The following is a 26477-nucleotide window of genomic DNA, read 5'->3' as shown; positions in this document are numbered from 1 at the left end:
GCTGTCCATCCTGTCGCGGGGGCCCTATCGCCGTCGGGCCTTCATTGACCCTGTTGCATCGCGCGCCTAGAAGACGCCTTGCCCGATCTATGCAAAAGGATGGCCCGATGACCAGCCCCAACCGACCCCGCAGTTTCCAGGAGATCATCTTGGCGCTGCAGACCTATTGGGCAGGCAAGGGCTGCGCCGTCCTGCAGCCTTATGACATGGAGGTCGGCGCGGGCACGTTCCACCCGGCCACCACGCTGCGATCGCTTGGATCGCGGGCCTGGGCTGCGGCCTATGTCCAGCCGTCGCGCCGCCCCACCGATGGCCGCTATGGAGAGAACCCGAACCGCCTGCAGCACTACTATCAGTTTCAGGTCATCATCAAACCCTCGCCCCCGGACCTGCAGGACCTGTATCTGGGCAGCCTGCGCGCCATCGGCCTGGACCCGCTGGTCCATGACGTCCGCTTTGTCGAAGATGACTGGGAATCTCCGACTCTGGGCGCATGGGGCCTGGGCTGGGAGGTCTGGTGCGACGGGATGGAGGTCAGCCAGTTCACCTATTTCCAGCAGGTCGGCGGCCACGATTGCCGCCCCGTGTCCGGGGAGCTGACCTATGGTCTGGAACGGCTGGCCATGTATGTGCTGGGCGCGGAACATGTGATGGACATGCCCTTCAACGACCCCGACAGCCCGATCGCGCTGACCTATGGCGACATCTTTCGCCAGACCGAACAGGAATATTCGCGCTGGAATTTCGATCAGGCCGACACCGACATGCTGTTCCAGCATTTCAAGGACGCCGAGGCCGAATGCGCCCGCATCCTGTCCGCAGACCGCACCGACGGCGCGGGCCGCACCATCCCGATGGCCCATCCCGCCTATGATCAGGCGATCAAGGCCAGCCACATCTTCAACCTGCTGGACGCGCGCGGCGTGATCTCTGTCACGGAACGTCAGGCCTATATCGGCCGGGTGCGCGCGCTGTCCAAGGGATGCGCCGATCTGTTCCTGACCACCGATGCGGCGGGGTCGCCGGCGTGAACTGGGGCAAGGTCGCCGCGCTGGCCCTGCTGGGCAGCACCATAGCCGCAGGCGCGGGCATGTGGTACACGCAGGAATACCTGTATTATGACCCGATCGACCCGAACGGCCCCGACGCCACCATCGCGATCACCACCGCCGCAGGCGAACAGCCCCTGCCCCTGACCGGGTTCGAGGGGATCGACGCCGACAGCAGCCCGCTGCGCTGGCGCGCCTGCGCCACGGTGGACGCGGTCCCCGCCGACGCCCTGCCATTTGACGGCGCGACGCCCCTGAACGCGCCGGGTTGGTTCGCATGTTTCGACGCGGCCCGGATCGGCGCCGATCTGGAGGGCGGCACCGCCCGCGCCGTGCTGTCGGTCAGCGACATCCGCCCCGACGTCGACCGCGTGCTGGCCGTCTATCCCGACGGCCGCGTCTATGGCTGGCACCAATACAATGACAAGACCCCGGAACGCGGAGTGATGGACTGATGCCCGACCTGCTGATCGAACTGTTCTCCGAGGAAATTCCCGCCCGCATGCAGGCCCGCGCGCGCGAGGATCTGAAACGCCTGGTGACCGAAGGCCTGGTTCAGGCCGGCCTGACCTATGCCAGCGCGGGCGCGTTCAGCACGCCGCGCCGTCTGGCCCTGACGGTCGAGGGCCTGACCGCCGCCAGCCCCACCACCCACGAGGACCGCAAGGGCCCCCGCACCGACGCGCCCGAAAAGGCGCTGGAGGGCTTTCTGCGCTCGACCGGGCTTACCCGCGACCAGCTGCAGGCACGCGACGATAAAAAGGGTCAGGTCTGGTACGCCACCATGACCCATCCCGGCCGCCCCGCCGCCGACATCGTGGCCGAAGTGCTGGAAACGACGATCCGCAATTTCCCTTGGCCGAAATCGATGCGGTGGGGGTCGGGCAGCCTGCGGTGGGTGCGTCCGCTCCATTCCATCCTGTGCATCCTGTCCGACGAGGCCGGCGCATCGGTCGTGCCGCTGACCGTGGACGGCATCACGGCAGGCAACGCCACCCGTGGCCACCGCTTCATGGCCCCCGACGCCTTTGCCGTCACCGGGTTCGACGACTATGCCGCCAAACTGCGCCGCGCCCGCGTGATGCTGGACGCAGAGGAACGCGCATCCGAAATCCGGTCGCAGGCCGACAACCTGGCCTTTGCCCGCGGCTGGCAGATCGTTCCCGACGACGCCCTGCTGACCGAGGTCGCTGGTCTGGTCGAGTGGCCCGTCCCCCTGATGGGCGTGATCGAGGACCGCTTTCTGGCCCTGCCCCCCGAGGTCCTGCAGACCTCGATGAAGGAACACCAGAAGTTCTTTTCGGCCCGCAACCCGTCCACGGGCCGGATCGAGGGATTCGTGACCGTCGCCAACATCGAAACGCCTGATGACGGCGCGACGATCCTGGCCGGAAACCAGCGCGTGCTGGCCGCCCGCCTGTCAGATGCCGCGTTTTTCTGGGAAAACGACCTGCGCGAGGCGAAGTCGGGAATGGCGGCGTGGCGCGATGGGCTTGCCTCGGTGACTTTCCACAACAAGCTCGGCTCTCAGGCCGACCGGATCGAACGCATCGCTGCCCTTGCGCGCGAGATCGCCCCGCTGGTGGGTGCCGACCCCGATCAGGCCGAACGCGCCGCGCGTCTGGCGAAACTGGACCTGCGCTCGGCCATGGTCGGAGAGTTCCCCGAACTGCAGGGCACGATGGGCCGCTACTATGCGCTGGAGGCCGGAGAGCCGGACAACGTCGCCGACGCCGCTCGTGACCACTATTCCCCTCTCGGCCCCTCCGATGCGGTGCCCACCGCGCCCGTTTCGGCCGCCGTGGCGCTGGCCGACAAGATCGACACGGTGACGGGGTTCTGGGCGATTGGCGAGAAGCCGACGGGGTCGAAGGATCCGTTCGCATTGCGACGCGCTGCTCTTGGGACTATCCGGCTTCTTCTTCAAAACGAAGCTGAGGCGCCTCTGCTGGCACTTCTGTCCGTTCGAATTGGCGCGCATATCTCACGCATCGCGATCGACGATTTCGCCACTCCTATAGCCCGAGCTCAAGACGCCTTCATCGGTGCCGGACAGGTTGAAGTTGCTGATGTTTTAAGTAAATTCGAAGTATCAGCCCTCAAGGGCTTCGCGGACGAGGATAACCTAGAGGAACTAGGGCGCGTCTCGTTTATGGGCGGTATTGACCTGCTCTCTTTCCTCCACGACCGCCTCAAGGTCTACCTGCGCGATCAGGGCATCCGCCACGACATCATCGACGCCGTGCTGGCGCAGGAGGGCAGCGACGACCTGATGCAGGTCGTCAACCGTGCCACCGCGCTGGACGCCATGCTGGCGACCGAAGACGGCAAGAACCTGACCCAGGGCCTCAAACGCGCCGGCAACATCCTGGCCCAGGCCGAGGACAAGGACGGCGTCGAATACAGCTTTGGCGCCGACCCGAAGTTCGCGGAAACCGACGAGGAACGCGCCCTTTTCACTGCACTGGACACCGCCGAACCGGCAATCAAACACGCCATGGCTGCGCAGAACTTCCCCGCCGCCATGACGGCCATAGCCGCGCTGCGGACCCCCATCGACGCCTTCTTCGAGGCCGTGCAGGTCAACACTGACAGCCAGATCGTCCGGCGCAACCGCCTGAACCTGCTGTCCCGCATCCGCGAGGCCGGTCGCCAGATCGCCGACTTCACCCGCATCGAGGGCTAGCCCCCGACCCGCAAACAGAAAGGGCCCGGAGAACGATCTCCGGGCCCTTTCTCATGACCGCCGCCTCTGAGGGGAGCCCGAGGGGACATAAGGACCCCTTGGCGGTGGCGGGCGGGGGGCTGGCCCCCCGCCCGCCACCGCGGGACGCAAATCAGACCGCGCGTTCGACCATCATGTGCTTGATCGACGCGATGGCCTTTGCGGGGTTCAGCCCCTTGGGGCAGGTGTTGGTGCAGTTCATGATCGTGTGGCAGCGGTACAGCTTGAAGGGATCCTCCAGCTCGTCCAGACGCTCGCCCGTGGCCTCGTCGCGGCTGTCGATGATCCAGCGATACGCGTGCAACAGCGCGGCCGGCCCCAGGTAACGGTCGCCGTTCCACCAATAGGACGGGCAAGCCGTCGAACAGGACGCGCACAGGATGCACTCGTACAGGCCGTCCAGCTTCTTGCGATCCTCGATCGACTGCTTCCATTCCTTGCCGGGGGTCGGCGTCTTGGTCTGCAGATAGGGGTTCACCGACGCGTGCTGCGCATAAAAATGCGTCAGGTCGGGCACCAGATCCTTGACCACCGCCATGTGCGGCAGCGGATAGACAGAGACGTCGCCCTTGACCTCGTCGATGCCAAAGATGCAGGCCAGCTTGTTGCCGCCATCAATCACCATCGCGCAGGAACCACAGATCCCCTCGCGGCAGGACCGGCGGAACGACAGGGTCGGGTCGATCTCGGCCTTGATCTTGATCAGGGCGTCCAACATCATCGGCCCGCAGCGGTCCAGATCGACGAAATAGGTGTCCAAACGCGGGTTCTCCCCGGTCTCGGGATCCCACCGATAGATCTTGAATTTCTTGACGTTGGTCGCGCCCTCCGGTTTGGGCCAGGTCTTGCCGACGCGGATCTGACTGTTCTTGGGCAGGGTGAACTGGACCATGGGTAGCTCCTTTCAGAGAGTGCCTTCGGACGGCACATTGGCCGCAAACAAGGGTTGCGAACGGGCCACCAGATCGGCCACCCGGTCGCGGGCATGAGGGTTCAGCGCCAACCCGTTCAGGCGGCGCAGGAATTCTGTGGCGCCGGGCGTCAGACGCTCCATCGCGCGGGACTCCAACGGTGGTAGCGCCTCCAGGCGCGCATCAGGCACACCGGCCAGCGACAGCAACCGCAGCCCGGGACGCCCCGCATCGGCCTCATCCTCCAGCCGCAGCCGCGTGACGGACACCGGCGACAGCGCGGCGTTCAACCGGCGCAGCAGATCGCCCCACCCGGGCAGTTCGGCCGTTTGCGCCTGAAACTCGGGCAGGGTCATGGCATAACCATCGGTGCGCACGGCCTGCGCCCAAACCGACGGCAGCCACGCCGTCATGCGCCGGGTATAAACCACCACATGCGGGGCAAAACCGCGCGCTTTCGCAACCTGCACCAGCAGCGTCAGGATTGCGGGCAGCACCGGAAACAGGCGGGTCTCGCCACCATTGCCGGGCATCGCGCCAGCCAGATTCTCATGGGACAGGATCACGGGACGGTCATCGCCCGGCAGGTCATCCAGCACAGCCTCAAAGGCTGAAACCAACCTTGCCCGGTGATCATCGTCATGCGTCAGACTGCAGGCGATGGCCGCGCGACCCAAGGGCCGCATAGGCGTCCCTTCCTCTGGCGTGCGGATCGTCACGCTGTCCGCCACCACGGGCGCGGACCGGCGCAGGAACCGTTGCAGGCTGGTGGTGCCCGTCTTTTGGACACCGACATGAAGGATCAATGCGCGGCTCATCGTGAGCCCCGCCAGCCTGGCTGATCGGCCAGCATGCGGTCGGGTAACTGGCCCGATCTGCGCTGGACGCAGCGATTGAACACGTCGGACGGATCGCGCCCGCGGATATAGTCGCCACTGATCTCCAGTTGCACACTGCCATAACTGCGGGTGCCGCCCGATCCTGAACCGACGCCCATCGCGATGCTTCCGCGTGGGCGTTCGGCCATTTCAGCATCGCGCAGGCAGCTTTGTTCGGCCTGGTCCACAGGGACCGGGCCGCAGGCTGCCACCAGAGGCAACAGACCTGCGAAAACTGCCCGCGCGATCATGTGATCACGCCGTCCGTGCAGCAGCGGCAATGCACTGCGTGGTCGCCGGACGCGACACGATCGTGGCCACGCTGTCGGCGGTACCGGCCACGCCCGACCGTGACATCTGCGCGATGTCGATCAGTTCGGCGGTCGATGCGTTGTTCACCACGCAGTCGGTATAGGGCGAGACGTTCACGCCAGGCAGGCGGCGCTGCATCTCGCTGTCGACGACGTTGCGGGCGACCTGGCGCGACGCCGCGTCCAGAACAGTGGGCGCGGTTGCCACGCCGGGGGCGGCCGGGACGGCAGGTCCGGTCATGGGGACCGGCGCGACGCAGCCCGCCAATGTGGCGGCGGCGATGCCAAAAGCGGCGATAAGGTTGAAACGCATCAATAAACCCTTTTCTTCGGAGCGATCTTTTGCAGGTCGATCCCGCCTTCCTGGGCCGTCGTCAACGGTTCCAGATGGACGGGGCGATAGGCCAGTTTAACCTTGTTCCCGTCGACCCAGGCAAGCGAATGCTTGCGCCAGTTGGCGTCATCCCGCTCAGGGTAGTCCTCGTGCGCATGGGCGCCGCGGCTTTCCTTGCGGGCCTCGGCCGCGACGATCGTCGTCAGGGCATTGGGCATCAGATTGGTCAGTTCCAATGTTTCCATCAGGTCGGTGTTCCAGATCAGACCGCGATCGGTGACCTTGATGTCATCCATCTTGCCGGCGATATCCTCCATCTTGACCACGCCTTCGGCGAGGGTCTTGTCGGTACGGAACACCGCCGCATCCAACTGCATCGTGCGCTGCATCTGGTCGCGCAATTCAGCCGTGGACATCGTGCCCTTGGCATGACGCAGACCGTCGAAACGGTCCAGCGCACGGTCGACCTCGGGCTGGTTGGTCGCGGGGACGGCACCGGCACGGTCGACCACCTCACCGGCGCGGATCGCAGCGGCGCGGCCAAAGACCACAAGGTCGATCAGACTGTTCGACCCAAGACGGTTCGCACCGTGCACGGATGCACAGCCCGCCTCGCCCACAGCCATCAGGCCGGGGAAGACCGCATCAGGGTTTTCCTCTGTCGGAGCAAGCACTTCGCCCCAATAGTTCGTGGGAATTCCACCCATGTTGTAATGCACCGTCGGCAGCACCGGGATCGGGGCGCGGGTCAGGTCGACACCGGCAAAGATCTTGGCACTTTCGCTGATGCCGGGCAGGCGCAGGTCCAGCGTTTCCGGCGGCAGGTGCATCAGATTCAGGAAGATGTGGTCCTTGTCCGGACCCACGCCACGACCCTCGCGGATCTCCATGGTCATGCAGCGGCTGACGACGTCGCGGCTGGCCAGATCCTTGTAGGTCGGGGCATAGCGTTCCATGAAACGCTCGCCCTCGCTGTTGGTCAGGTAACCACCCTCGCCCCGCGCGCCTTCGGTGATCAGACAGCCCGAACCATAGATGCCGGTCGGGTGGAACTGCACGAATTCCATGTCCTGCAGCGGCAGGCCCGCGCGGGCGACCATGCCACCACCGTCGCCGGTGCAGGTATGGGCGCTGGTTGCGCTGAAATAGGCGCGGCCGTAACCGCCCGTCGCTAGGACCACCATCTTGGCGTTGAAGATGTGCATGGTGCCGTCGTCCAGCTTCCAGCAGACGACGCCGGTGCAGCGGCCATCGGTGATGATCAGGTCCAGCGCGAAATATTCGATGAAGAATTCAGCGTTGTTCTTCAGCGACTGTCCGTACAGCGTGTGCAGGATGGCGTGGCCCGTGCGGTCGGCCGCAGCACAGGTGCGCTGAACCGGGGGGCCTTCGCCGTATTCGGTGGTGTGACCGCCAAAGGGACGCTGATAGATGCGGCCATCTTCGGTCCGCGAAAACGGCACGCCGTAATGTTCCAGCTCGTAGACGGCCTTGGGGGCCTCACGCGCCAGGTATTCCATGGCGTCGGTGTCGCCCAGCCAGTCCGACCCCTTGACGGTGTCGTACATGTGCCATTGCCAGCTGTCGGGGCCCATGTTGGACAGCGACGCGGCGATGCCGCCCTGTGCGGCGACGGTATGCGACCGTGTCGGAAAGACCTTGGTCACGCAGGCCGTGCGCAACCCCTGTTCGGCCATGCCAAGCGTCGCGCGCAGTCCCGCGCCACCGGCACCGACGACGACCACGTCATAGTCATGAACGGTTGTTTCGTAAGCTGCCATGTCGTCCTCAGATCGCGGGAAGGGTGAAGGCCATCTTGGCCAGCGCAAAGATGGCGGCGGCGATCACGCCCCAGCCAAAGATCGCGATGGCGACCATCGTCAGTTGCTGGGCGGTGCCGTGGACATAGTCCGCGATCGCCCCGCCCTGAGAGCCCTTGATGAAATGGATCATGCCCACGACGATGAACAGCGCGGTGATGATGCCGGGAAAGGGCCTGCCGAAATGGGCCACGACCTGATCCTGGGGCAGGCCGATGGCGCCGCCGACGGCGATCAGGAACAGTGGCGTCAGCACGATCAGCGCATAGCTGCTCATCGTGATGTTCCAGTGATGGGCGGTGCCGGCGCGGGCCGAACCCAGGCCTTGGGCGGCCTTGCGGGGGGTGATGTAACGCATGATGCCCTCAGCCGATGAAAAAGATGATCAGGCTCAGCACGGTCAGCGCGACCGAACCGATGATGATGGCCCATGATCCGCGCTTGGCGTCCTCGATCTCAAGGCCCATGCCGTTGTCATAGAACAGGTGACGCACGCCCGACAGCGCGTGAAACCACAGCGCCCATGCCGACGCGGTCATGATCAGGAACCCAAGCCATGACCGCAGCACCCAATCGGCCGCGGCGAATGCATCGGGGCTGCTGACGGCGGCGACCAGCCACCACACCAACAACAGGATGCCGGCCGACATCGCGTGTCCGGTGATGCGCGTCAGGATGGATGTGACCGCAGGGATCGGCAGGCGATAGACCTGAAGATGGGGGGAAAGGGGCCGGTTGCCCCGGTTCACGTCGGCCATCGGCGGCCCTCCTTTGTCGGTTCAGCTTGTCCCGTCGCGGGGGCCCGAAGAGGACTGGGCTGGCCCGCGCGGGCTGGCGATTGGTGTCGTTCTTGACGCTACAGATGCCATCTGTCACCCGCAGATACCACCCCGCGCGCGCAAATGACGCGGAAATGGAGCTTTGTGATCACAGGCGCAACGGCTGTGATCACAGGCAACGCGCCGTCAGCGGCGAACATCGAATTCATGCGACTCGATGCGCCATTACAGCGGCATCAGCGCCCAATAGTCCAGATCCAGCAGGACATCGGGCAGATACCTGCCCTGATGGTCGCGCAGGGTGCCCGCAGGCGCGTCGTTCCGCGTCGCCACCAGCCGCAGCCGGACCGCACCGACCCCCGGCGCGTTTGTGGGCGCGTGGTCAAGGACCTGGGACCAGGCCCGCACCGTGTCGCCCGCAAAGCACGGGTTGGCATGCGCGCCCGCGTTCAGCGCCACGATCATCTGTGCATTCGCCAGCCCGTTGAAGGACAGCGCACGGGCCAGGCTGATGACGTGGCCCCCATAGATCAGCCGCCGCCCGTCGGGCCGGTGGGTGGCGTCGAAATGCACCTTGGCAGTGTTCTGCCACAGCCGGGTGGCCAGCATATGCTCGGCCTCTTCGATGGTGACGGCGTCGATGTGGTCGATGATCTCGCCCACGGCGTAATCGCCCGCCCGATGCGGTTCTCCTGCCAGATCAAAGTCGTATTCGGCAAAGCTCAACCCTTCCGGCACGATCAGGTCGGCTGGATCGACGGCGGGCGCCAGATCCGGCACCACCGGATCGGGCGCGGGCGATCCCGCGTCACGCTTGCGGACCATGACCCACCGGACATAGTCCAGAACGACCTCGTCCACCTGGTTCAGGCCCTGCGTGCGCACCCAGACCACGCCCGACTGACCGTTCGAATTCTGGCGCAGACCGATCACCTGGCTTTCGGCGCGCAGCGTGTCACCCGGCCAGACCGGCCGCAGCCAGCGGCCCTGAGCGTAACCCAGATTTGCCACCGCGTTCAGGCTGACATCCGGGACCGTCTTGCCAAAGACTGTGTGAAAGGCCAGCAGATCGTCCAGCGGGCTGCCGTCCAGCCCGCTGGAAATCGCGAATTCGTCCGACGAATACAGCGCATGCCGCGCGGGATACAGCGCGTGGTACAGCGCCCGTTCTCCTTCGGCGACGGTGCGGGGAACCGCATGACGGATCGTCTGCCCGACCGTATAATCCTCAAAGAACCGGCCGGGATTGGTTTTGGTCATTGCTGTCCAAGCTTCATGTCGGGGTGGTATTCCGCCTCGATCTGCTTGGTGACGGCCTGCGCCATGCGCATCACGCCCTTGACGGGATCATGCGCCATGGTGGGGCTGCCGTGCAGCGACCAGCCCTTGGACAGGGCCTCGCTGACGCGGTGGCAGAACTGCGATGTGTCATCGTCGGTGATGCAGCGATAGATCAGCGGCATGTCATGCGCCTCCAAAGGGCCAGGGGCCGATCAGGCCGTGGATCAGGCCGATCACGACCATGACGATAACGGCGCCAACGACAGCCATCGCCTCCTTGCGGGCGGGAAACGGCCCGGTCGGACGGACCCATGGCGACGCGCGATTGATGATCGCCATCTCGACAAAGGACCATGCCAGCAGGCCGCCGAACAGGACAAAGGACGGCACATCGCCGTTCACCAACAGATGCGCCGCCGCCCACAGGGCAAAGCCCCACAGCATCGGGTGACGGGTCATGGCCGTGACGCGTGTCTTCATGCCGCTAGCCGCGAACAGATAGATCGCCACCAGCACCAACAGGTTGTTGATCCCGACCAGCGCCGGGTGCGGGCCCCAAAAGAACGCGCCGTCGGCCCCGCGATAGCCGATGACCATCAGGATGATCGACAGGGCCAGCAGGCCCGTGACAATGCCCTTGCCGCGTTCCCCCATCGAGGCACGGCTGGCCGGGGCCACCCGTTTGTAAAGATGCGCAGCCCACCACAGGGCCACGCCTAGGATCAGGATCAGCATCTGGCTTTCCTCTCGCTGGAGCTTGTGGCGCGCAGACTGCCCTTATTGCGCCATGTCCGCAATCGCCTGCGCGCGGTCCAGCGTGCGGCGCGCGGTCTCGACATGCAGGTTCTCGACGATCCGACCGTCGACCACGGCGACGCCCTGCCCCTGCGCGGTGGCCGCGTCGAACGCCTCGATCTGGCGGTGGGCCAGCGCGATTTCGTCCCCGGTGGGGGCAAACGCGGCGTTGGCGATCTCCAGTTGGGCAGGGTGGATCAGGGTCTTGCCGTCGAACCCCATGTCACGACCCTGTTCGCATTCCGTACGCAGACCGTCGTCATCCCTGAACGCGTTGAAGACGCCGTCGACGATCACCACCCCATGCGCCTTGGCCGCCAGCAGGCACAGGCCCAGCCCCGCCATCATCGGCAGGCGGTCAGGCCGCGCGCGGCTGCCCAGATCCTTGGCCAGATCGTTGGTGCCCATCACCATCCCCTGCAAACGCGGATGGGCGGCGATGGCGGCGGCGTTCAGCATGCCCAACGGCGTCTCCATCATCGCCCACAGGGGCGTGTCGGGGATCAGGGCGGCCACGCGGTCCAGATCATCGGGGCCGTCCACCTTGGGGATCAGCACCGCGTCGATGTCCATGCCGGCGCAGGCGCGGGCATCATCCGCGCCCCATGCCGTCGACAGCGCATTGATGCGCACGATCCGCGCACGGGGGCCGTAATCCTGCGCCACGGCATGGGCCAGCGCATCGCGGGCGGCGGCCTTGGCGTCGGGGGCCACCGCGTCCTCCAAATCAAGGATGATCGCGTCAGTGGGCAGACCGCGCGCCTTGTCCATCGCGCGGGCGTTGGCGGCGGGGATGTACAGGACCGAGCGATAGGGACGGGTCATCAGGAACCTCCGGGCAACAATATTACGCTTTGGTGCCGAATCACGCCATTTTTGGCAAGTAAAAAATGCCGCGCTGCGGCGATCAGGGCGCCAACCCCTGCCAGATCAGCCGCAGCGAAACCAATAACAGCCCCCAGGTGATCAGCCGATAGAACAGCGCGGCCGGAATGATCCGTACCAGCCGCAGCCCGGCCCAGACGGCGATCAACGATACCGGCATCAGGGCTGCTGCCGTGGCCAGGTTCGCCGGCGACAGCTGGCCCAGTGCGGCATAGGGGATCAGCTTGACCCAGTTGCCGATGGCAAAGAACCACGTCGTCGTCCCCGCATAGACCAGCGGCGACAGGCGCAGCGGTTGGGCATAGACCAGCCACAGGGGCGCCCCCGCATGGCTGACGAAACTGGTGTACCCCGCAAGCCCGCCCCAGATCGTCGCCGCGCGGGCCCGCGCGGGCCTGGGTTCACCGTCCGGCGCCGGGCGGATCAGCGCGTTTAGCGCAAAACCAAACCCGATGACCCCCACGATCAGCGTGACGCCCCGCACCGGCACGATGCTGGCCGTGGCCCAGCCAACGGCGATTCCCGCCATCGCCCCGGGCAGCGCCAGCATCAGCACGCGCCGGTCCAGGTTGCGGCGAAACGCGATCAGCCCGCCCAGGTCGGACACCACATAGATCGGCAGCAGCAGGGCCGCCGCCTGCACCGGCGACATCACCAGCGACATCAGTGGCACGCTGATCGTTCCGACCATGGCCAGCCCGCCCTTGGACAGACCCACCGCCATCGCCGCGATCACGGCCAGCACCCAACCGGCCACCGACAATTCCAGCATGGGCCTCTCCGTGCTTGACGGGCGATCTGTGGCCCGCGGCGGCAATGAAGACAAGTGTTAGCACAACCATGCCCATGCCGCTGTGCGACCATCTTGCGATTCCTTGCGCGACCGCTTACGCCTTCGGCAACTATTCACCACCCAATCGGAGGTTATCCATGGCCCGACCCAAAATCGCACTGATCGGTGCGGGGCAGATCGGCGGCACGCTGGCGCATCTGGCCGCGATGAAGGAACTGGGCGACGTCGTCCTGTTCGACATCTCGGAAGGCACGCCGCAGGGCAAGGCGCTGGACATCGCGCAATCGGGCCCGTCCGAAGGTTTTGACGCCCGCATGAAGGGCGCCAACGATTACGCCGACATCGCCGGTGCCGACGTCTGCATCGTGACCGCAGGCGTTCCACGCAAGCCGGGCATGAGCCGCGACGATCTGCTGGGCATCAACCTCAAGGTCATGAAATCCGTGGGCGAGGGCATTGCCAAGCACGCGCCCGATGCGTTCGTGATCTGCATCACCAACCCGCTGGACGCGATGGTCTGGGCGCTGCGCGAGTTCAGCGGCCTGCCCCATAACAAGGTCTGCGGCATGGCCGGCGTGCTGGATTCGGCGCGCTTCCGCCACTTCCTGTCGCTGGAATTCGATGTGTCCATGCGCGACGTGACGGCCTTTGTTCTGGGCGGGCATGGCGACACGATGGTGCCGCTGACCCGTTATTCGACCGTCGCCGGCATCCCGCTGCCCGATCTGGTCAAGATGGGCTGGACCACGCAGGAGAAACTGGACGCCATCGTCCAGCGCACCCGCGACGGCGGCGCCGAGATCGTCGGCCTGCTCAAGACTGGCAGCGCGTTCTATGCCCCCGCCACCAGCGCGATCGAGATGGCCGAGGCCTATCTGAAGGACCAGAAGCGCGTGCTGCCCTGTGCTGCCCATGTTGACGGCCCCTATGGCCTCAAGGGCATGTATGTCGGCGTGCCGACCGTGATCGGCGCGAACGGCGTCGAAAAGGTCATCGACATCAAGCTGGACCGCGACGAGCAGGTGATGTTCGACAAGTCCATCGACGCGGTCAAGGGTCTGGTCGAGGCCTGCAAGGGTATCGATCCCTCGCTAGCCTGATCTTCGCTTGCGAAACCGGGGGACGGCGCGCCATCATGGGCGCGCCGTTTTCTGTTTCGGAGGCCCCATGCGCTTTCTTCTTGCCGTCCTGTCGCTGTTTGCCGCGCCCGCCCTGGCGCAGGAGACATCGGCGCTGATTGCCGACCACGGCCTGTCAGGCGCCCGTGCGCAGCTACAGGAACAGGCGCCCTCGGCCGATCGCGACCTGGCCATCGCCGCCACGCGGTTTCTGGGCGGGGTCGAGGCGGCGTATCAGGCCCGCCATCGGATCGGCGCGACCAACCCGTTGCTGCCCGTGCCGCTGCTGGGCGCGTCCTTGCCTCCGAACCCGGACCCGCAACCGATGACGGCGGATATCGTGTCCGCGATGATGCGCGACATATCACAGGCGATGCAGGACACCCGCGACGCCCTGCCCGAAGCCCCCGCAACGCTGGTTCTGGATCTGCGCGACCTGTGGCTGGACGTTGATGGCGACGGCACCCGCAACCCGGCCGAGGATCTGGCGACGCTGTCCGGCCTGCCCCTGCCCGATGGTCCTGCGGTGGTGCGATTCGACGCCGCGGATGTCCACTGGCTGCGCGCCTATACACATCTGATCGATGGCGTTGCGACGCTGATCCTGGCGTTCGATCCCGAACCGGCGCTGGCGCAACACATCGCGCTGCAGGGCGCGCTGTCCGAACAGTTCGCCCAGCCTCCGGGTCAGATGGCGCGGGCGCCCAGTTTCGACATGCAGGCCCGCGCCTTTGGGCCGATCGTGGACCGCGTGGCGGTTGCGATCCAGACCCTGCGGCAACAGCCAGACCCGGTGCTGACGCAGGCTGCGGGCGAGCATCTGCGCGACATGGTCGCCGCCAATCGCGATTTCTGGACCGCCGTCGCGCAAGAGACCGACGACGACCGCGAATGGATACCCAACGACGCGCAGCAGGCCGCATTGGGGTTCGACCTGCCGCCCGGCACGGGGCCGCTGTGGCTGTCGATCCTGGACGAGGTCGATCAGGCGCTGTCCGGCAGGATGCTGATCCCCTATTGGCGCTTTGCCCCCGGCCACGGCGTGGACCTGGCGATGTGGCTGAAAGACCCCCGCCCGGTGGAGATCGCCGATTGGGTTCAGGGCACCGCCGCCCTGCCCTATGCTCGCCCCGGCCTGACGGTCGGGCGCGACAATTGGGACCGGTTTGTCGGCAGCTTTGGTGGGCGGGCCGGGCTTTACATGGTGCTGCTGAACTGACCCGGCGGCCGAATCAACCGGTTCACCCCATTGACGGGAGAGTTTGTGATCACGGCAATTCTGACTGTGATCACATTATGCGGCTTCCCGCCGGTTTTCGGCATTTTACGGGGATTTCATTTCTGTGTGCCATGCAGGCGTGGCACAAGGCCCCAAATCTGTCGAACCGAATGAGGGGGTCGAGATGAACATCCACGAATACCAAGCCAAGGCGCTGCTGCGTCAATACGGCGCGCCCGTCAGCGAAGGCCGCATCGTGATGAAGGCCGACGAGGCCAAGACCTGCGCCAGCGAGATGGACGGTCCGCTGTGGGTCGTCAAGGCACAGATCCACGCCGGTGGCCGTGGCAAGGGCCATTTCACCGAGGCTGCGGCCGGTGAAAAGGGTGGCGTCCGTCTGGCCAAGTCGGTCGAGGAAGCCGAGGAACTGACCCGCCAGATGCTGGGCCGCACGCTGGTCACGCACCAGACCGGACCGGCCGGCAAGCAGGTCAACCGCATCTATATCGAGGACGGCAGCGACATCGCGCGCGAGCTGTACCTGGCCCTGCTGGTCGACCGTCAGACGTCGCGCGTCAGCTTTGTCGCCTCGACCGAGGGCGGCATGGACATCGAGGAAGTGGCCGAGCACACCCCCGAAAAGATCGTCAGCTTCAGCGTCGATCCCGCCTCGGGCCTGTCCGATTTCCACGGCCGCCGCGTGGCGTTCGCCCTGGGTCTGGAAGGTGCGCAGGTCAAGCAGTGCGTGGCTCTGGTCAAGAATCTGTATCGCATGTTCATCGAAAAAGACATGGAGATGCTGGAGATCAACCCGCTGATCGTCACGCCCGAAGGCCAGATCAAGTGTCTGGACGCCAAGATGAGCTTTGACAACAACGCCCTGTACCGCCAGCCCGACATCATGGCGCTGCGCGACGAGACCGAGGAGGACAGCAAGGAGCTGGCCGCCTCCAAGTTCGACCTGAACTATATCGCGCTGGACGGCGAGATCGGTTGCATGGTCAACGGCGCGGGTCTGGCGATGGCCACGATGGACATCATCAAGCTGTTCGGCGCCGAGCCCGCCAACTTTCTGGACGTCGGTGGCGGTGCCACGACCGAGAAGGTTACCGAGGCGTTCAAGATCATCACTAGCGATCCGAACGTCAAAGGTATCCTGGTCAACATCTTTGGCGGCATCATGCGCTGCGACATCATCGCGGAGGGCATCATCGCCGCCGTGAAAGAGGTCGGCCTGCAGGTCCCGCTGGTCGTCCGCCTGGAAGGCACGAACGTCGAGCTGGGCAAGGAGATCATTGCCAACAGTGGCCTGAACGTGATCGCGGCCGACGACCTCAAGGACGGCGCCGAGAAGATCGTGAAAGCGGTCAAGGGCTGATCCATCCGGGCGCGCGGGTTGCGCGCGCCCTCCTCTGGAACATCGCGGTGCGTCACGCGCCGCTTACGCAAGGAGGCCATGATGGCCGTTCTCGTCGACAAGAATACCAAAGTCATCTGCCAAGGAATCACCGGATCCCAAGGCACTTTCCACACCGAACAGGCGATCGCGTATGGCACGCAGATGGTCGGTGGTGTCACGCCCGGCAAAGGTGGCACCGACCATCTGGGCATGCCCGTCTTCAACTCGGTCCACGAGGCTGTGGCGGTCACCGGCGCCAATGCGTCCGTGATCTATGTGCCGCCCCCGTTCGCGGCGGATTCGATCCTTGAGGCGATCGACGCCAACGTGCCGCTGATCGTCTGCATCACCGAAGGCATCCCGGTGCTGGACATGATGCGCGTCAAGCGCGCTCTGGCCGGGTCGCAGTCGCGCCTGATCGGGCCGAACTGCCCCGGCATCATGACGCCCGACGAATGCAAGATCGGCATCATGCCGGGCAGCATCTTCCGTCGCGGGTCGGTCGGCGTCGTGTCGCGTTCCGGCACCCTGACCTATGAGGCCGTCAAGCAGACGTCCGACGTGGGCCTGGGCCAGTCCAGCGCCGTCGGCATCGGCGGCGACCCGATCAAGGGGATGGAGCATATCGACGTGCTGCGCCTGTTCCTGGACGACCCCGAGACCGAGTCGATCATCATGATCGGTGAGATCGGCGGTTCCGCCGAGGAAGAGGCCGCCGAGTTCCTGGCCGAGCAGAAGCGCAAGGGCATCTGGAAGCCTACCGCGGGCTTTATCGCGGGTCGCACCGCACCACCGGGCCGTCGCATGGGCCATGCCGGCGCGATCGTGTCGGGCGGCAAGGGCGATGCGGAATCCAAGATCGAGGCCATGAAGAAGGCCGGCATCATCGTCGCCGACAGCCCCGCAGGCCTGGGCGAAGCCGTGCTGAAGGCGATCAAGGGTTGATGATTTGACAGTCCGCCCCCCCGTACCCACCTGTTGGGGTGGGCGGACTGACGCAAAGGAAATGACCGTGGACCAGCAGACCAGCCAGCATGGCACCACAGCATCCGCGCACCGCGCGGGCCGTCTGGTGTCGCTGGTGGCGCTGATGGGGCTTGCGGGCTGCGGGGACAGGATGACCACCGACATCCTGCCCGGCGGCATCCCGGCACGCACCGATCTGCATCAGGCCAGCGGCCTGCCGGTGGAATCGGTGCGTACCGTGGCCCGGCGGGAGTTTGGGTGGCGGGTGATCTATCGCCCTGCCCATGCCCCGCCGAATGCCGAAAGCCGCGCTGCCGTCGCGCTGTGCGGCCTTGAACGTCGGGCCCCGCTGCGGATTCAGCAGCAGCCCCGGCTTGATCCGAGCGCCGATCCGGGTGCCCGCATCTTTGATATCTACTGCGCCTGATCCAACCCTTATTTGCCCTGAACTGGGACCAGTCATGACCGACCAGCCAAAGAACACCGATTTCCACGATTCCTCGTTCCTGCAGGGCCATAATGCGGCCTATGTGGAACAGCTGTACGGCCAGTGGGCCAAGGACGCGGGGGCGGTCGACGAAGCCTGGGACAGCTTTTTCCGGTCGCTTGGCGACGACCACGATGTGGCCGTGCGCGAGGCCGAGGGCGCCAGCTGGAAGCGGGCCGACTGGCCGCCGGTTCCTCAGGATGACACGACCAGCGCGCTGACCGGCGAATGGCCGTCCGCGTCCAAGGGCGACGCAGATGCCGCGATCAAGAAGATCGCCGCCAAGGCCGAGGAAAAGGGCGTCAAGCTGTCGACCGATCAGATGCGCCAGGCCGTGTTGGACAGCATCCGTGCGCTGATGCTGATCCGCGCGTTCCGCATCCGCGGGCACCTGCATGCACAGCTGGACCCCCTGGGTCTGCGCGAGGCCCCGGATCATGGAGAGCTGAACCCTGCGACCTATGGCTTCGGCCCCGGCGACATGGACCGGCCGATCTTCATCGACAATGTGTTGGGCCTTGAGGTCGCGTCGATGCGTCAGATCACCGATCTGATGACCCGCACCTATTGCGGCACCTTTGCGTTGCAGTACATGCACATTTCGAACCCCGAAGAAGCCGCCTGGCTGAAAGAGCGGATCGAGGGCTACGGCAAGGAAATCGCCTTTACCCGCGAAGGCCGTCGCGCCATCCTGAACAAGCTGGTCGAGGCCGAGGGCTTTGAAAAGTTCTTGCATGTTAAGTACATGGGCACCAAGCGGTTCGGTCTGGACGGCGGCGAGGCGCTGATCCCCGCGATGGAGCAGATCATCAAGCGCGGCGGCGCGTTGGGCGTCAAGGAAATCGTGTTCGGCATGCCGCACCGCGGTCGCCTGTCGGTGCTGGCCAATGTGCTGTCCAAACCCTATCGCGCGATCTTCCACGAATTCCAGGGCGGCAGCTTCAAGCCCGAGGACGTGGACGGTTCGGGCGATGTGAAATACCACCTGGGCGCCAGCTCGGACCGCGAGTTCGACGGCAACAGCGTCCACCTGTCGCTGACCGCCAACCCCAGCCACCTTGAGGCCGTGAACCCGGTCGTGCTGGGCAAGGCCCGCGCCAAGAGCGACCAGCTGGGTGACCTGACCGAACGGACGTCCGTCCTGCCGATCCTGCTGCATGGCGATGCGGCGTTTGCGGGCCAGGGCGTCGTGGCCGAATGCCTTCAGCTGTCGGGCATTCGTGGTCACCGCACCGGCGGCTGCATCCACATCGTGGTGAACAACCAGATCGGTTTTACCACCGCACCGGCGTTCAGCCGCACCTCTCCCTATCCGACCGACATCGCGCTGATGGTCGAGGCGCCGATCTTTCACGTGAACGGCGATGACCCCGAGGCGGTGGTGCACGCCGCCCGCGTGGCGATCGAGTTCCGTCAGAAGTTCCGCAAGGACGTGGTTCTGGACATCATCTGCTATCGTCGCTTTGGTCACAACGAAGGCGACGAGCCGATGTTCACCAACCCGGCGATGTACACCAAGATCAAGGCGCAGAAGACCACGCTGCAGCTGTATACCGAACGTCTGGTTGCCGACGGGCTGATCCCCGAGGGCGAGATCGAGGACATGAAGGCCGCCTTTCAGGCGCACCTGAACCAGGAATTCGAGATCGGCAAGAACTACAAGCCGAACAAGGCCGACTGGCTGGACGGCAAGTGGTCGGGCCTGAACCGCGAGGGCACGGATTACATTGCCGGAGAGACCGGCATTACCCCCGAGGTGATGACCCAGGTCGGTCGCGCACTGACCAACGCGCCCGACGATCTGACCCTGCACAAGACCGTAGGCCGCCTGCTGGAGGCCAAGAAGCAGATGTTCGAGACCGGCGGGGGATTCGACTGGTCCACCGCCGAGGCGCTGGCATTCGGGTCGCTGGTGGCCGAGGGGCATGGCGTGCGCCTGTCCGGCCAGGACAGCACCCGCGGCACGTTCAGTCAGCGGCATTCGGCCTTTACCGATCAAAAGACCGAAAAACGCTATTATCCGCTGAACAACATCGCCGACGGTCAGGCCCGCTATGAGGTCATCGACAGCATGCTGTCGGAATACGCGGTGCTTGGTTTCGAATACGGCTATTCGCTGGCGGAACCTAACACGCTGACCCTGTGGGAGGCGCAGTTCGGCGATTTTGCCAATGGCGCACAGATCATGTTCGACCAGTTCATTTCGTCTGGCGAAAAGAAGTGGCTGCGCATGTCGGGTCTGGTGATGCTGCTGCCGCACGGCTTTGAGGGTCAGGGACCTGAACACAGCTCTGCCCGGCTGGAGCGGTTCCTGCAGCAATGTGCCGAGGACAACTGGATCGTTGCCAACTGCACCACGCCCGCCAACTATTTCCACATCCTGCGCCGGCAGATCCACCGCGGCTTCCGCAAGCCGCTGGTGCTGATGACGCCAAAGTCGCTGCTGCGCCATCCGCTGGCCATCAGTTCGGCCGAAGAGTTCCAGTCGGGCAGCACCTTCCACCGCGTCCTGTGGGACGATGCGCAGCGCGGCCGGTCCGACACCAAGCTGGTGTCGGATGACCAGATCAAGCGCGTCGTGGTCTGTTCGGGCAAGGTCTATTACGACCTGCTGAAGGCCCGCGACGAGGCCGGGATCACCGACACCTATCTGCTGCGTCTGGAACAGTTCTATCCGTTCCCCGCACAATCGATGGTCAAGGAACTGGGCCGCTTCAAGCAGGCCGAAGTCGTGTGGTGCCAGGAAGAGCCCAAGAACCAGGGTGGCTGGAGCTTTGTCGAGCCCTATCTGGAATGGGTACTGGAACGGCTTGGCGCCAAGCACACCCGTGCGCGTTATGCGGGCCGGAACGCGGCGGCATCCGTCGCCACGGGCCTCGCCTCGCGCCACAAGGCCGAACAAGAGGCGCTGGTCGCCAACGCACTGAACCTCGAAGGATGATCCGATGACCACCGAAGTCCGCGTACCCGCCCTGGGTGAATCCGTCACCGAGGCCACGATCGCCACCTGGTTCAAGAAGCCGGGCGACCGCGTCGAGGTCGACGAGATGCTGTGCGAGCTGGAGACCGACAAGGTCACCGTCGAGGTGCCCAGCCCCGCCGCCGGCACCCTGGCAGAAATCGTCGCCGCCGAGGGCGAGACGGTCGGCCCCGACGCGCTGTTGGCCCAGATCAGCGAGGGTGGCGAAGCCGCCGCCCCCGCCCCGAAACCTGCCAAGGCCGAAGCACCGGCCGAAGACACCAAGGAACAGACGAAGATGAGCGGCAAATCCGTGGACGTTATGGTCCCGTCTCTGGGCGAGAGCGTGACCGAGGCCACCGTGGCCACCTGGTTCAAGAAGCCCGGCGACCATGTCGAGGCCGACGAGATGCTGTGCGAGCTGGAGACCGACAAGGTCTCGGTCGAGGTTCCGGCCCCCGCCGCGGGCGTTCTGGCAGAGATTCTGGCCGAGGAAGGCGCCACTGTCGACGCCAAGGCGCGCCTGGCGATCATCACCGAAGGGGGTGCGGCTGCCGCGCCCAAGCCTTCGGATGCACAGGAGACCGTTCTGGAGAACGCCGGCCCCGAAGAGACCAAGCCGCGCGACGTCGAGGATGCGCCTTCGGCCAAGAAGGCCATGGCCGAAAAGGGCGTCAGCCGCGATCAGGTGCAGGGTTCGGGCCGTGATGGTCGCGTGATGAAGGAAGACGTGGCCAAGGCGCAGGCGCCTGCCGCCAAGGCCCCCGCGGCGCCCCGCCCGGCCGACGATGGCGCACGAGAGGAACGGGTCAAGATGACCCGCCTGCGCCAGACCATCGCGCGCCGCCTGAAGGATGCCCAGAACACCGCCGCGATGCTGACGACCTATAACGAGGTCGACATGTCCGCGATCATGGACCTGCGCACCGAGTACAAGGACGCCTTTGAAAAGAAGCACAAGGTCAAGCTGGGCTTTATGTCCTTCTTTGTGAAGGCGTGCTGCCATGCGCTGAAGGAAGTACCCGAGGTCAACGCCGAGATCGACGGCACCGACGTCGTCTACAAGAACTATGTCAACATGGGCGTGGCCGTGGGCACCCCGTCGGGCCTGGTCGTGCCGGTCCTGCGCGACGCTGACCAGAAGGGGTTCGCCGCGATCGAGAAAGAGATCGGCGCACTCGGCCTGAAGGGCCGCGACGGCAAGCTGTCGATGGCGGAAATGCAGGGCGGTACGTTCACCATCTCGAACGGTGGCGTCTATGGCTCGCTGATGTCGTCCCCGATCCTGAATCCCCCGCAGTCCGGCATCCTGGGCATGCACAAGATCCAGGAACGGCCCGTGGTCGTCGGCGGCCAGATCGTCATTCGCCCGATGATGTATCTGGCGCTGTCCTATGACCACCGGATCGTCGACGGCAAGGGCGCCGTGACATTCCTGGTTCGCGTCAAGGAAGCGCTGGAAGACCCGCGTCGCCTGCTGATGGATCTGTGATCTTGCCGGGGGCCCTTCGGGGCCCCTATCTCGGCGTGGGCTTGCATTGCTCCGACGCCTGACCAAAGCTGGGCCGTCACGAACCGGAGCCTGACCCATGCAGCTGATCGTCCGCTACTCCCACGCCGACCCTGCCACCTTTCGTTCGGCCTTCGACGCCGACGCCGAGGATCGGGGCCGCAACGGCCTGACGCTGCTGCAGTTGTGGCGCGAGGACGACGGTCATTCTTGGGCGTTGTTCCAGGTCAGCGACGCAAAGGCCGCCCGCGGCTATCTGGACGGCGCGGCGGCGGTTTTTGCGACACAGGCAGGCGTCACCGCCACCGATGCGCATTTCGTGGACACCGTCTGATGCCTTCCGAAGTCGCCGCCCTTGCCGTTGCCGGCCTGATCCAGACTGCGCAATTCGCGACCTATTCCGTGATGGCGCAACGCCAGGTCGGCCGTCGCGCCGCCATGAGCCCGCGCGACAACGGCAAGGTCGAACTGTCCGGAATGGCAGGTCGCCTGCAGCGCGCCTTCAACAACCATTTCGAAGGCCTGATCATGTTCACCCTGGCGGTGGTCGTGGTCACGCTTGGCGACGCGTCGGGCACGGTGACCGCGATCTGTGCCTGGACCTATGTCGCGGCGCGCATCCTCTATGTCCCCGCCTATGTGCTGGGCTGGGTGCCGGGCCGTTCGATCATCTGGATCATCGGGTTCGCGGCGACCGTCGTGATGATCCTGTCTGCCCTGATTTCATCTTTGTAAAAATACCCCGCGGGGGTTCGGTGGCGCAAAGCGCCGGACCGCGGTCTGACAAAAGGAACTGCCATGTATGATCTGATCGTGATCGGCGCCGGCCCCGGCGGCTATGTCTGCGCCATCCGCGCCGCGCAGCTGGGCCTGAAGGTCGGCGTGGTCGAGGGCCGCGAGGCCCTTGGCGGAACCTGTCTGAACGTGGGTTGCATCCCCTCCAAGGCGCTGCTGCACGCCAGCCACATGCTGCACGAGGCCCATGAGAACTTTGAAAAGATGGGCCTGATGAATGCCCATGTCGATGTCGACTGGACCAAGATGCAGTCCTATAAGGACGAGACGGTTCAGGGGAACACCAAGGGCATCGAGTTCCTGTTCAAGAAGAACAAGATCGACTGGATCAAGGGTTGGGCCTCCATCCCCGAGGCCGGCAAGGTCAAGGTCGGCGACACCGTCCATGAAACGAAAAACATCGTCATCGCCACCGGATCGTCCCCCGCCATGCTCAAGGGCGTGACAGTCGACAACGAGGCGGGCGTCATTGTCGATTCCACGGGCGCGCTGGCCCTGCCCAGCATTCCGAAATCCATGGTCGTGATCGGTGCTGGCGTTATCGGGCTGGAACTGGGGTCGGTCTATTCGCGTCTTGGTGCCGTGGTGACGGTCGTGGAGTACCTGGACGTCATCACCCCCGGCATGGACGCCGAGGTCCAGAAGCAGTTCCAGAAGATGTTGTCCAAGCAGGGCATGACCTTTGTCATGGGCGCGGCCGTGCAGTCAGCCGAGGTCACGGACGGTCAGGCGACTGTCACCTATGCGATGAAAAAGGACGACAGCGCTCACAGCGTGACGGCCGACGTGGTGCTGGTGGCGACCGGCCGCCGTCCGCATGTGGACGGCCTGAACCTTGACACGTTGGGCGTGACCATGACCGACCGCGGTTTCGTCAAGGTCGACGAACATTGGGCAACCAGCGTCAAGGGCATCTATGCGATCGGCGACGCGGTCCCCGGCCCGATGCTGGCCCACAAGGCCGAGGATGAGGGCATGGCCGTGGCCGAGGTGATCGCGGGCAAGCATGGCCACGTGAATTATGGTGTCATCCCCGGCGTCATCTATACCACCCCCGAGGTTGCCAATGTCGGTCTGACCGAAGAGCAGGCCAAGGAGGGTGGGCGCAAGGTCAAGATCGGCAAGTTCCCGTTCATGGGCAATGCCCGCGCCAAGGCCCAGTTCCAGGGTGAGGGTTTCGTCAAGCTGATCGCCGATGCGGAAACGGACCGTATCCTGGGTTGCCACATCATCGGCCCGTCGGCGGGCGACCTGATCCACGAAGTCTGCGTGGCGATGGAGTTCGGCGCCTCGGCCGAGGATCTGGCCCTGACCTGTCACGCGCATCCGACCGTGTCGGAAGCCGTCCGTGAGGCGGCGCTGGCCTGCGGGGGCGGTGCCATCCATGCATGACGCGTCGGTGGTGGCGGGGGCCCTGCCCCCGCGGCCCATGGCCCATATCGGGCGGCGCGGGCTGTTGATCTCTGTCCTGGCGCTGGCCGCCTGCGGAGGCAGCGGCGACAGCTCAGGCAGCAACGGGAGGGTGCGCGGCTCAGGCCTCTATCCGAACGAAACGCCTTACCTGCGCCAGCGGATCAACTTCTGGTCACGCCACTATGGCGTTCCCAGTTCGCTGGTTCAGCGGGTGATCCTGCGCGAATCCAGCCACCGCCCTGATGCCCGCAACGGCCCCTATTACGGGCTGATGCAAATCGTGCCGCAGACGGCGCGTACGATGGGCTATCGCGGGCCTGACAGTGGCTTGCTGGATGCGGACACGAACCTGCGCTATGGCGTCAAATATCTGCGCGGCGCCTGGATGGTGGCGGACGGCGACCCCGACCGCGCCGTCATGTGGTATGCGCGCGGCTACTACTACGAGGCCAAGCGCAAGGGTCTGCTGAAAAAGACCGGCCTGCGCGGCTGAACGTCAGCCTCCCGCGATGATGCGGACATAGTTCCGCGTCTCGCGATAGGGGGGAATGCCGCCGTGTTTCTGCACCGCGCCCGGCCCCGCATTGTACGCCGCCAGCGCCAGGGTCCAGTTCCCGAACTGGTTATACATCATCCGCAGGTATTGTGCCCCGCCATTCAGGTTCTGAACCGGATCGTTGGGGTTCACACCCAACTTGGCCGCGGTCCCCGGCATCAGCTGTGCCAGACCCATCGCGCCCTTGTGCGACCGGGCATTGGGGTTCCAACCGGATTCCTGCTGAACCAGCCTAAGGAACAGGTCTTCGGGAATGCCGTGACGCTGTGCGGCCTGGCGCGCCTGCGGCAGGTATTCGCTGCGCCGCCCGGTATAGCGGGGAATGCTTGGCGCGGTTTCCAGCACGACGTCCTGCTGACCTGCGTTGGGCTGAAGGCGGGCCGAGGACTGGTACTGGGTCGACAGCCGCGAATCCATCAGCCGGGTCTGGCGGGCAAACTGGTCGGCACGCGATTTGGACGATGCGCCCGACAGGCGCAGGCCCTGTGCGTCGGCAGGCAGGGCCAACATTCCGATCACCGCTGCACATAGGGTTGCCTTCAGGGTATGGCCTAGCCGCATCATCTCCGCCCTCATCCTTGTCGCACCGGCCTGTCGCCGCTTTTGTCCCGAACTATACATGAAATCGCCCGTGCTACCAGCTTGGCAAAGTCCTGCGGGCAAGAACCCGCGTGCCCTTGCTCATACCCGTCCAGCCGGGTTAAACGCGGACGAAAGACCAATTCAGAACATCGACAACAAACCAAGGATCCTGATCATGGCAGGCAGCGTCAACAAGGTCATTCTGGTCGGCAATCTTGGCCGTGACCCGGAAATCCGCAGCTTTCAGAACGGCGGCAAGGTGGCGAACCTGCGCATCGCCACGTCCGAGAACTGGAAGGACCGCACCACCGGAGAGCGCAAGGAACGCACCGAGTGGCACACCGTCGCCATCTTCAACGAGGGCCTGGTGGGTGTTGTCGAACGCTATCTGAAAAAGGGCAGCAAGGTCTATGTCGAGGGCCAGCTGGAAACCCGCAAGTGGCAGGACCAGTCCGGTCAGGACCGCTATTCGACCGAAATCGTCCTGCGCGGCATCGGCGGCACGCTGACCATGCTTGACGGCGCCAGCGGCGGTGCGGGTGGCGGCGGCATGGGTGGTGGCGGCGGTGGTCGCGACAGCGGCGGTTACGACGACTACAACCAGGGCGGCGGATCGGCGTCGCGTGGCGGCGGGTCCGGCGGCGGCGCCCAAGGCGGCGGACGCGCGGATTATGACGACGAGATCCCGTTCTGATCCGGTAGATGCGAATCACCATAAGGGTGGCCGCAGGGCCGCCCTTTTTCGTGGGCGGCGATGCGATGTTACCGCGCACTCCGCCGACCTTGTTGCAAGTTGCGCGCCACGTGGCCCCGGCTTTGCGATTGATCCTGTGCTTGCATTGCGGGTCTGACCGCGCTTTCTGGGGTGATCCCTGCGCGGCACAGGTCGCGCGTCTGCCACAGGAAGGCTTG

At 65.1% G+C, this 26477-nt stretch carries 28 protein-coding genes; 15 read left to right on the top strand and 13 right to left on the bottom strand.

What is annotated here, in order from left to right; all coding sequences use genetic code 11:
• Positions 1–107: 107 nt before the first annotated feature.
• Genes ACJJVR_RS12970 through glyS form a run of 3 tightly spaced genes read left to right on the top strand, consistent with a single transcriptional unit; the run spans position 108 to position 3735 of the window.
• Positions 108–1031, top strand: a complete 924-nt coding sequence (locus ACJJVR_RS12970) for a glycine--tRNA ligase subunit alpha (protein WP_405405148.1) — start codon at positions 108–110, stop codon at positions 1029–1031.
• Positions 1028–1504 (top strand): DUF6446 family protein, encoded by a 477-nt coding sequence (locus tag ACJJVR_RS12965; protein ID WP_405405147.1) that lies wholly within the window; start codon positions 1028–1030, stop codon positions 1502–1504. Before ACJJVR_RS12970 ends, ACJJVR_RS12965 begins: the two co-directional genes overlap by 4 nt.
• Complete coding sequence (glyS, locus tag ACJJVR_RS12960; protein WP_405405145.1) at positions 1504–3735, top strand: glycine--tRNA ligase subunit beta; 2232 nt, start codon at positions 1504–1506, stop codon at positions 3733–3735. The genes ACJJVR_RS12965 and glyS overlap by 1 nt, the downstream gene beginning before the upstream one ends.
• Before the next feature lie 151 nt (positions 3736–3886).
• Here the strand turns inward: glyS and ACJJVR_RS12955 are convergent, their stop codons facing one another.
• From ACJJVR_RS12955 to ACJJVR_RS12900, 12 genes are all read right to left on the bottom strand, one after another.
• Positions 3887–4666 carry a succinate dehydrogenase iron-sulfur subunit gene (locus ACJJVR_RS12955; RefSeq protein WP_405405143.1) on the bottom strand — a complete coding sequence of 260 codons (780 nt, stop codon included), beginning with the start codon at positions 4664–4666 and terminating at the stop codon, positions 3887–3889.
• Positions 4667–4678: 12 nt separating this feature from the next.
• On the bottom strand, positions 4679–5503 hold the full coding sequence (locus ACJJVR_RS12950) for a hypothetical protein (protein WP_405405141.1): 825 nt from the start codon (positions 5501–5503) through the stop codon (positions 4679–4681).
• Positions 5500–5814, bottom strand: coding sequence for a hypothetical protein (locus tag ACJJVR_RS12945; RefSeq protein ID WP_405405139.1), 315 nt, complete (start codon positions 5812–5814; stop codon positions 5500–5502). The genes ACJJVR_RS12950 and ACJJVR_RS12945 overlap by 4 nt, the downstream gene beginning before the upstream one ends.
• Positions 5815–5818: 4 nt before the next feature.
• On the bottom strand, positions 5819–6187 hold the full coding sequence (locus ACJJVR_RS12940) for a hypothetical protein (RefSeq protein ID WP_405405138.1): 369 nt from the start codon (positions 6185–6187) through the stop codon (positions 5819–5821).
• A complete protein-coding gene (gene sdhA, locus ACJJVR_RS12935; protein WP_405405137.1) occupies positions 6187–7989 on the bottom strand; it encodes a succinate dehydrogenase flavoprotein subunit in 1803 nt (600 codons plus the stop codon). Before sdhA ends, ACJJVR_RS12940 begins: the two co-directional genes overlap by 1 nt.
• A 7-nt stretch (positions 7990–7996) precedes the next feature.
• Positions 7997–8386, bottom strand: a complete 390-nt coding sequence (locus ACJJVR_RS12930; protein WP_405405134.1) for a succinate dehydrogenase, hydrophobic membrane anchor protein — start codon at positions 8384–8386, stop codon at positions 7997–7999.
• Between the two features lie 7 nt (positions 8387–8393).
• Positions 8394–8786, bottom strand: a complete 393-nt coding sequence (gene sdhC, locus ACJJVR_RS12925; protein ID WP_405405133.1) for a succinate dehydrogenase, cytochrome b556 subunit — start codon at positions 8784–8786, stop codon at positions 8394–8396.
• A 246-nt stretch (positions 8787–9032) separates the two neighbouring features.
• Positions 9033–10067 (bottom strand): MaoC family dehydratase, encoded by a 1035-nt coding sequence (locus ACJJVR_RS12920; RefSeq protein ID WP_405405131.1) that lies wholly within the window; start codon positions 10065–10067, stop codon positions 9033–9035.
• Complete coding sequence (locus tag ACJJVR_RS12915) at positions 10064–10270, bottom strand: DUF1737 domain-containing protein (RefSeq protein WP_405405129.1); 207 nt, start codon at positions 10268–10270, stop codon at positions 10064–10066. Before ACJJVR_RS12915 ends, ACJJVR_RS12920 begins: the two co-directional genes overlap by 4 nt.
• A 1-nt stretch (position 10271) precedes the next feature.
• Entirely contained in the window at positions 10272–10823 is a 552-nt protein-coding gene (locus ACJJVR_RS12910) for an NnrU family protein (RefSeq protein ID WP_405405127.1), read from the bottom strand.
• A gap of 42 nt (positions 10824–10865) precedes the next feature.
• Complete coding sequence (locus ACJJVR_RS12905; protein ID WP_405405126.1) at positions 10866–11708, bottom strand: HpcH/HpaI aldolase/citrate lyase family protein; 843 nt, start codon at positions 11706–11708, stop codon at positions 10866–10868.
• A gap of 82 nt (positions 11709–11790) precedes the next feature.
• Positions 11791–12540 carry a sulfite exporter TauE/SafE family protein gene (locus tag ACJJVR_RS12900; protein ID WP_405405124.1) on the bottom strand — a complete coding sequence of 250 codons (750 nt, stop codon included), beginning with the start codon at positions 12538–12540 and terminating at the stop codon, positions 11791–11793.
• A 158-nt stretch (positions 12541–12698) separates the two neighbouring features.
• On the opposite strand from ACJJVR_RS12900, the gene mdh reads away from it, so the two are divergent.
• From mdh to ACJJVR_RS12845, 11 genes are all read left to right on the top strand, one after another.
• Positions 12699–13661 carry a malate dehydrogenase gene (mdh, locus tag ACJJVR_RS12895; RefSeq protein WP_405405122.1) on the top strand — a complete coding sequence of 321 codons (963 nt, stop codon included), beginning with the start codon at positions 12699–12701 and terminating at the stop codon, positions 13659–13661.
• Between the two features lie 67 nt (positions 13662–13728).
• A complete protein-coding gene (locus ACJJVR_RS12890; RefSeq protein WP_405405120.1) occupies positions 13729–14898 on the top strand; it encodes a hypothetical protein in 1170 nt (389 codons plus the stop codon).
• A 184-nt stretch (positions 14899–15082) separates the two neighbouring features.
• A complete protein-coding gene (gene sucC, locus ACJJVR_RS12885) occupies positions 15083–16276 on the top strand; it encodes an ADP-forming succinate--CoA ligase subunit beta (RefSeq protein WP_405405119.1) in 1194 nt (397 codons plus the stop codon).
• A gap of 81 nt (positions 16277–16357) precedes the next feature.
• On the top strand, positions 16358–17242 hold the full coding sequence (gene sucD, locus ACJJVR_RS12880) for a succinate--CoA ligase subunit alpha (protein WP_405405419.1): 885 nt from the start codon (positions 16358–16360) through the stop codon (positions 17240–17242).
• 67 nt (positions 17243–17309) lie between these two features.
• Entirely contained in the window at positions 17310–17690 is a 381-nt protein-coding gene (locus ACJJVR_RS12875) for a hypothetical protein (protein ID WP_405405118.1), read from the top strand.
• 34 nt (positions 17691–17724) lie between these two features.
• Entirely contained in the window at positions 17725–20691 is a 2967-nt protein-coding gene (locus tag ACJJVR_RS12870) for a 2-oxoglutarate dehydrogenase E1 component (RefSeq protein ID WP_405405115.1), read from the top strand.
• A 4-nt stretch (positions 20692–20695) separates the two neighbouring features.
• Positions 20696–22201, top strand: a complete 1506-nt coding sequence (gene odhB, locus ACJJVR_RS12865) for a 2-oxoglutarate dehydrogenase complex dihydrolipoyllysine-residue succinyltransferase (protein ID WP_405405114.1) — start codon at positions 20696–20698, stop codon at positions 22199–22201.
• Positions 22202–22298: 97 nt separating this feature from the next.
• Positions 22299–22553, top strand: a complete 255-nt coding sequence (locus tag ACJJVR_RS12860) for a hypothetical protein (protein WP_405405112.1) — start codon at positions 22299–22301, stop codon at positions 22551–22553.
• A complete protein-coding gene (locus ACJJVR_RS12855; RefSeq protein ID WP_405405111.1) occupies positions 22553–22954 on the top strand; it encodes an MAPEG family protein in 402 nt (133 codons plus the stop codon). The genes ACJJVR_RS12860 and ACJJVR_RS12855 overlap by 1 nt, the downstream gene beginning before the upstream one ends.
• Positions 22955–23017: 63 nt before the next feature.
• Positions 23018–24406 carry a dihydrolipoyl dehydrogenase gene (lpdA, locus tag ACJJVR_RS12850; RefSeq protein ID WP_405405109.1) on the top strand — a complete coding sequence of 463 codons (1389 nt, stop codon included), beginning with the start codon at positions 23018–23020 and terminating at the stop codon, positions 24404–24406.
• On the top strand, positions 24399–24920 hold the full coding sequence (locus tag ACJJVR_RS12845; RefSeq protein WP_405405107.1) for a transglycosylase SLT domain-containing protein: 522 nt from the start codon (positions 24399–24401) through the stop codon (positions 24918–24920). The genes lpdA and ACJJVR_RS12845 overlap by 8 nt, the downstream gene beginning before the upstream one ends.
• A gap of 3 nt (positions 24921–24923) precedes the next feature.
• Here ACJJVR_RS12845 and ACJJVR_RS12840 read toward each other — a convergent pair whose 3' ends face one another.
• Positions 24924–25493, bottom strand: coding sequence for a lytic transglycosylase domain-containing protein (locus ACJJVR_RS12840; protein WP_405405106.1), 570 nt, complete (start codon positions 25491–25493; stop codon positions 24924–24926).
• 247 nt (positions 25494–25740) lie between these two features.
• Here ACJJVR_RS12840 and ssb point away from each other — a divergent pair, with 247 nt between their 5' ends.
• Positions 25741–26259 (top strand): single-stranded DNA-binding protein, encoded by a 519-nt coding sequence (gene ssb, locus ACJJVR_RS12835; protein ID WP_405405103.1) that lies wholly within the window; start codon positions 25741–25743, stop codon positions 26257–26259.
• Positions 26260–26477: the final 218 nt, after the last annotated feature.

The sequence above is a fragment of the Paracoccus sp. Ld10 genome (genome assembly GCF_045064235.1).
Taxonomy (GTDB): Bacteria; Pseudomonadota; Alphaproteobacteria; order Rhodobacterales; family Rhodobacteraceae; genus Paracoccus.
Note: the sequence above shows the minus strand (reverse complement) of the source record. Positions and strands in the feature narration are given on the sequence as shown.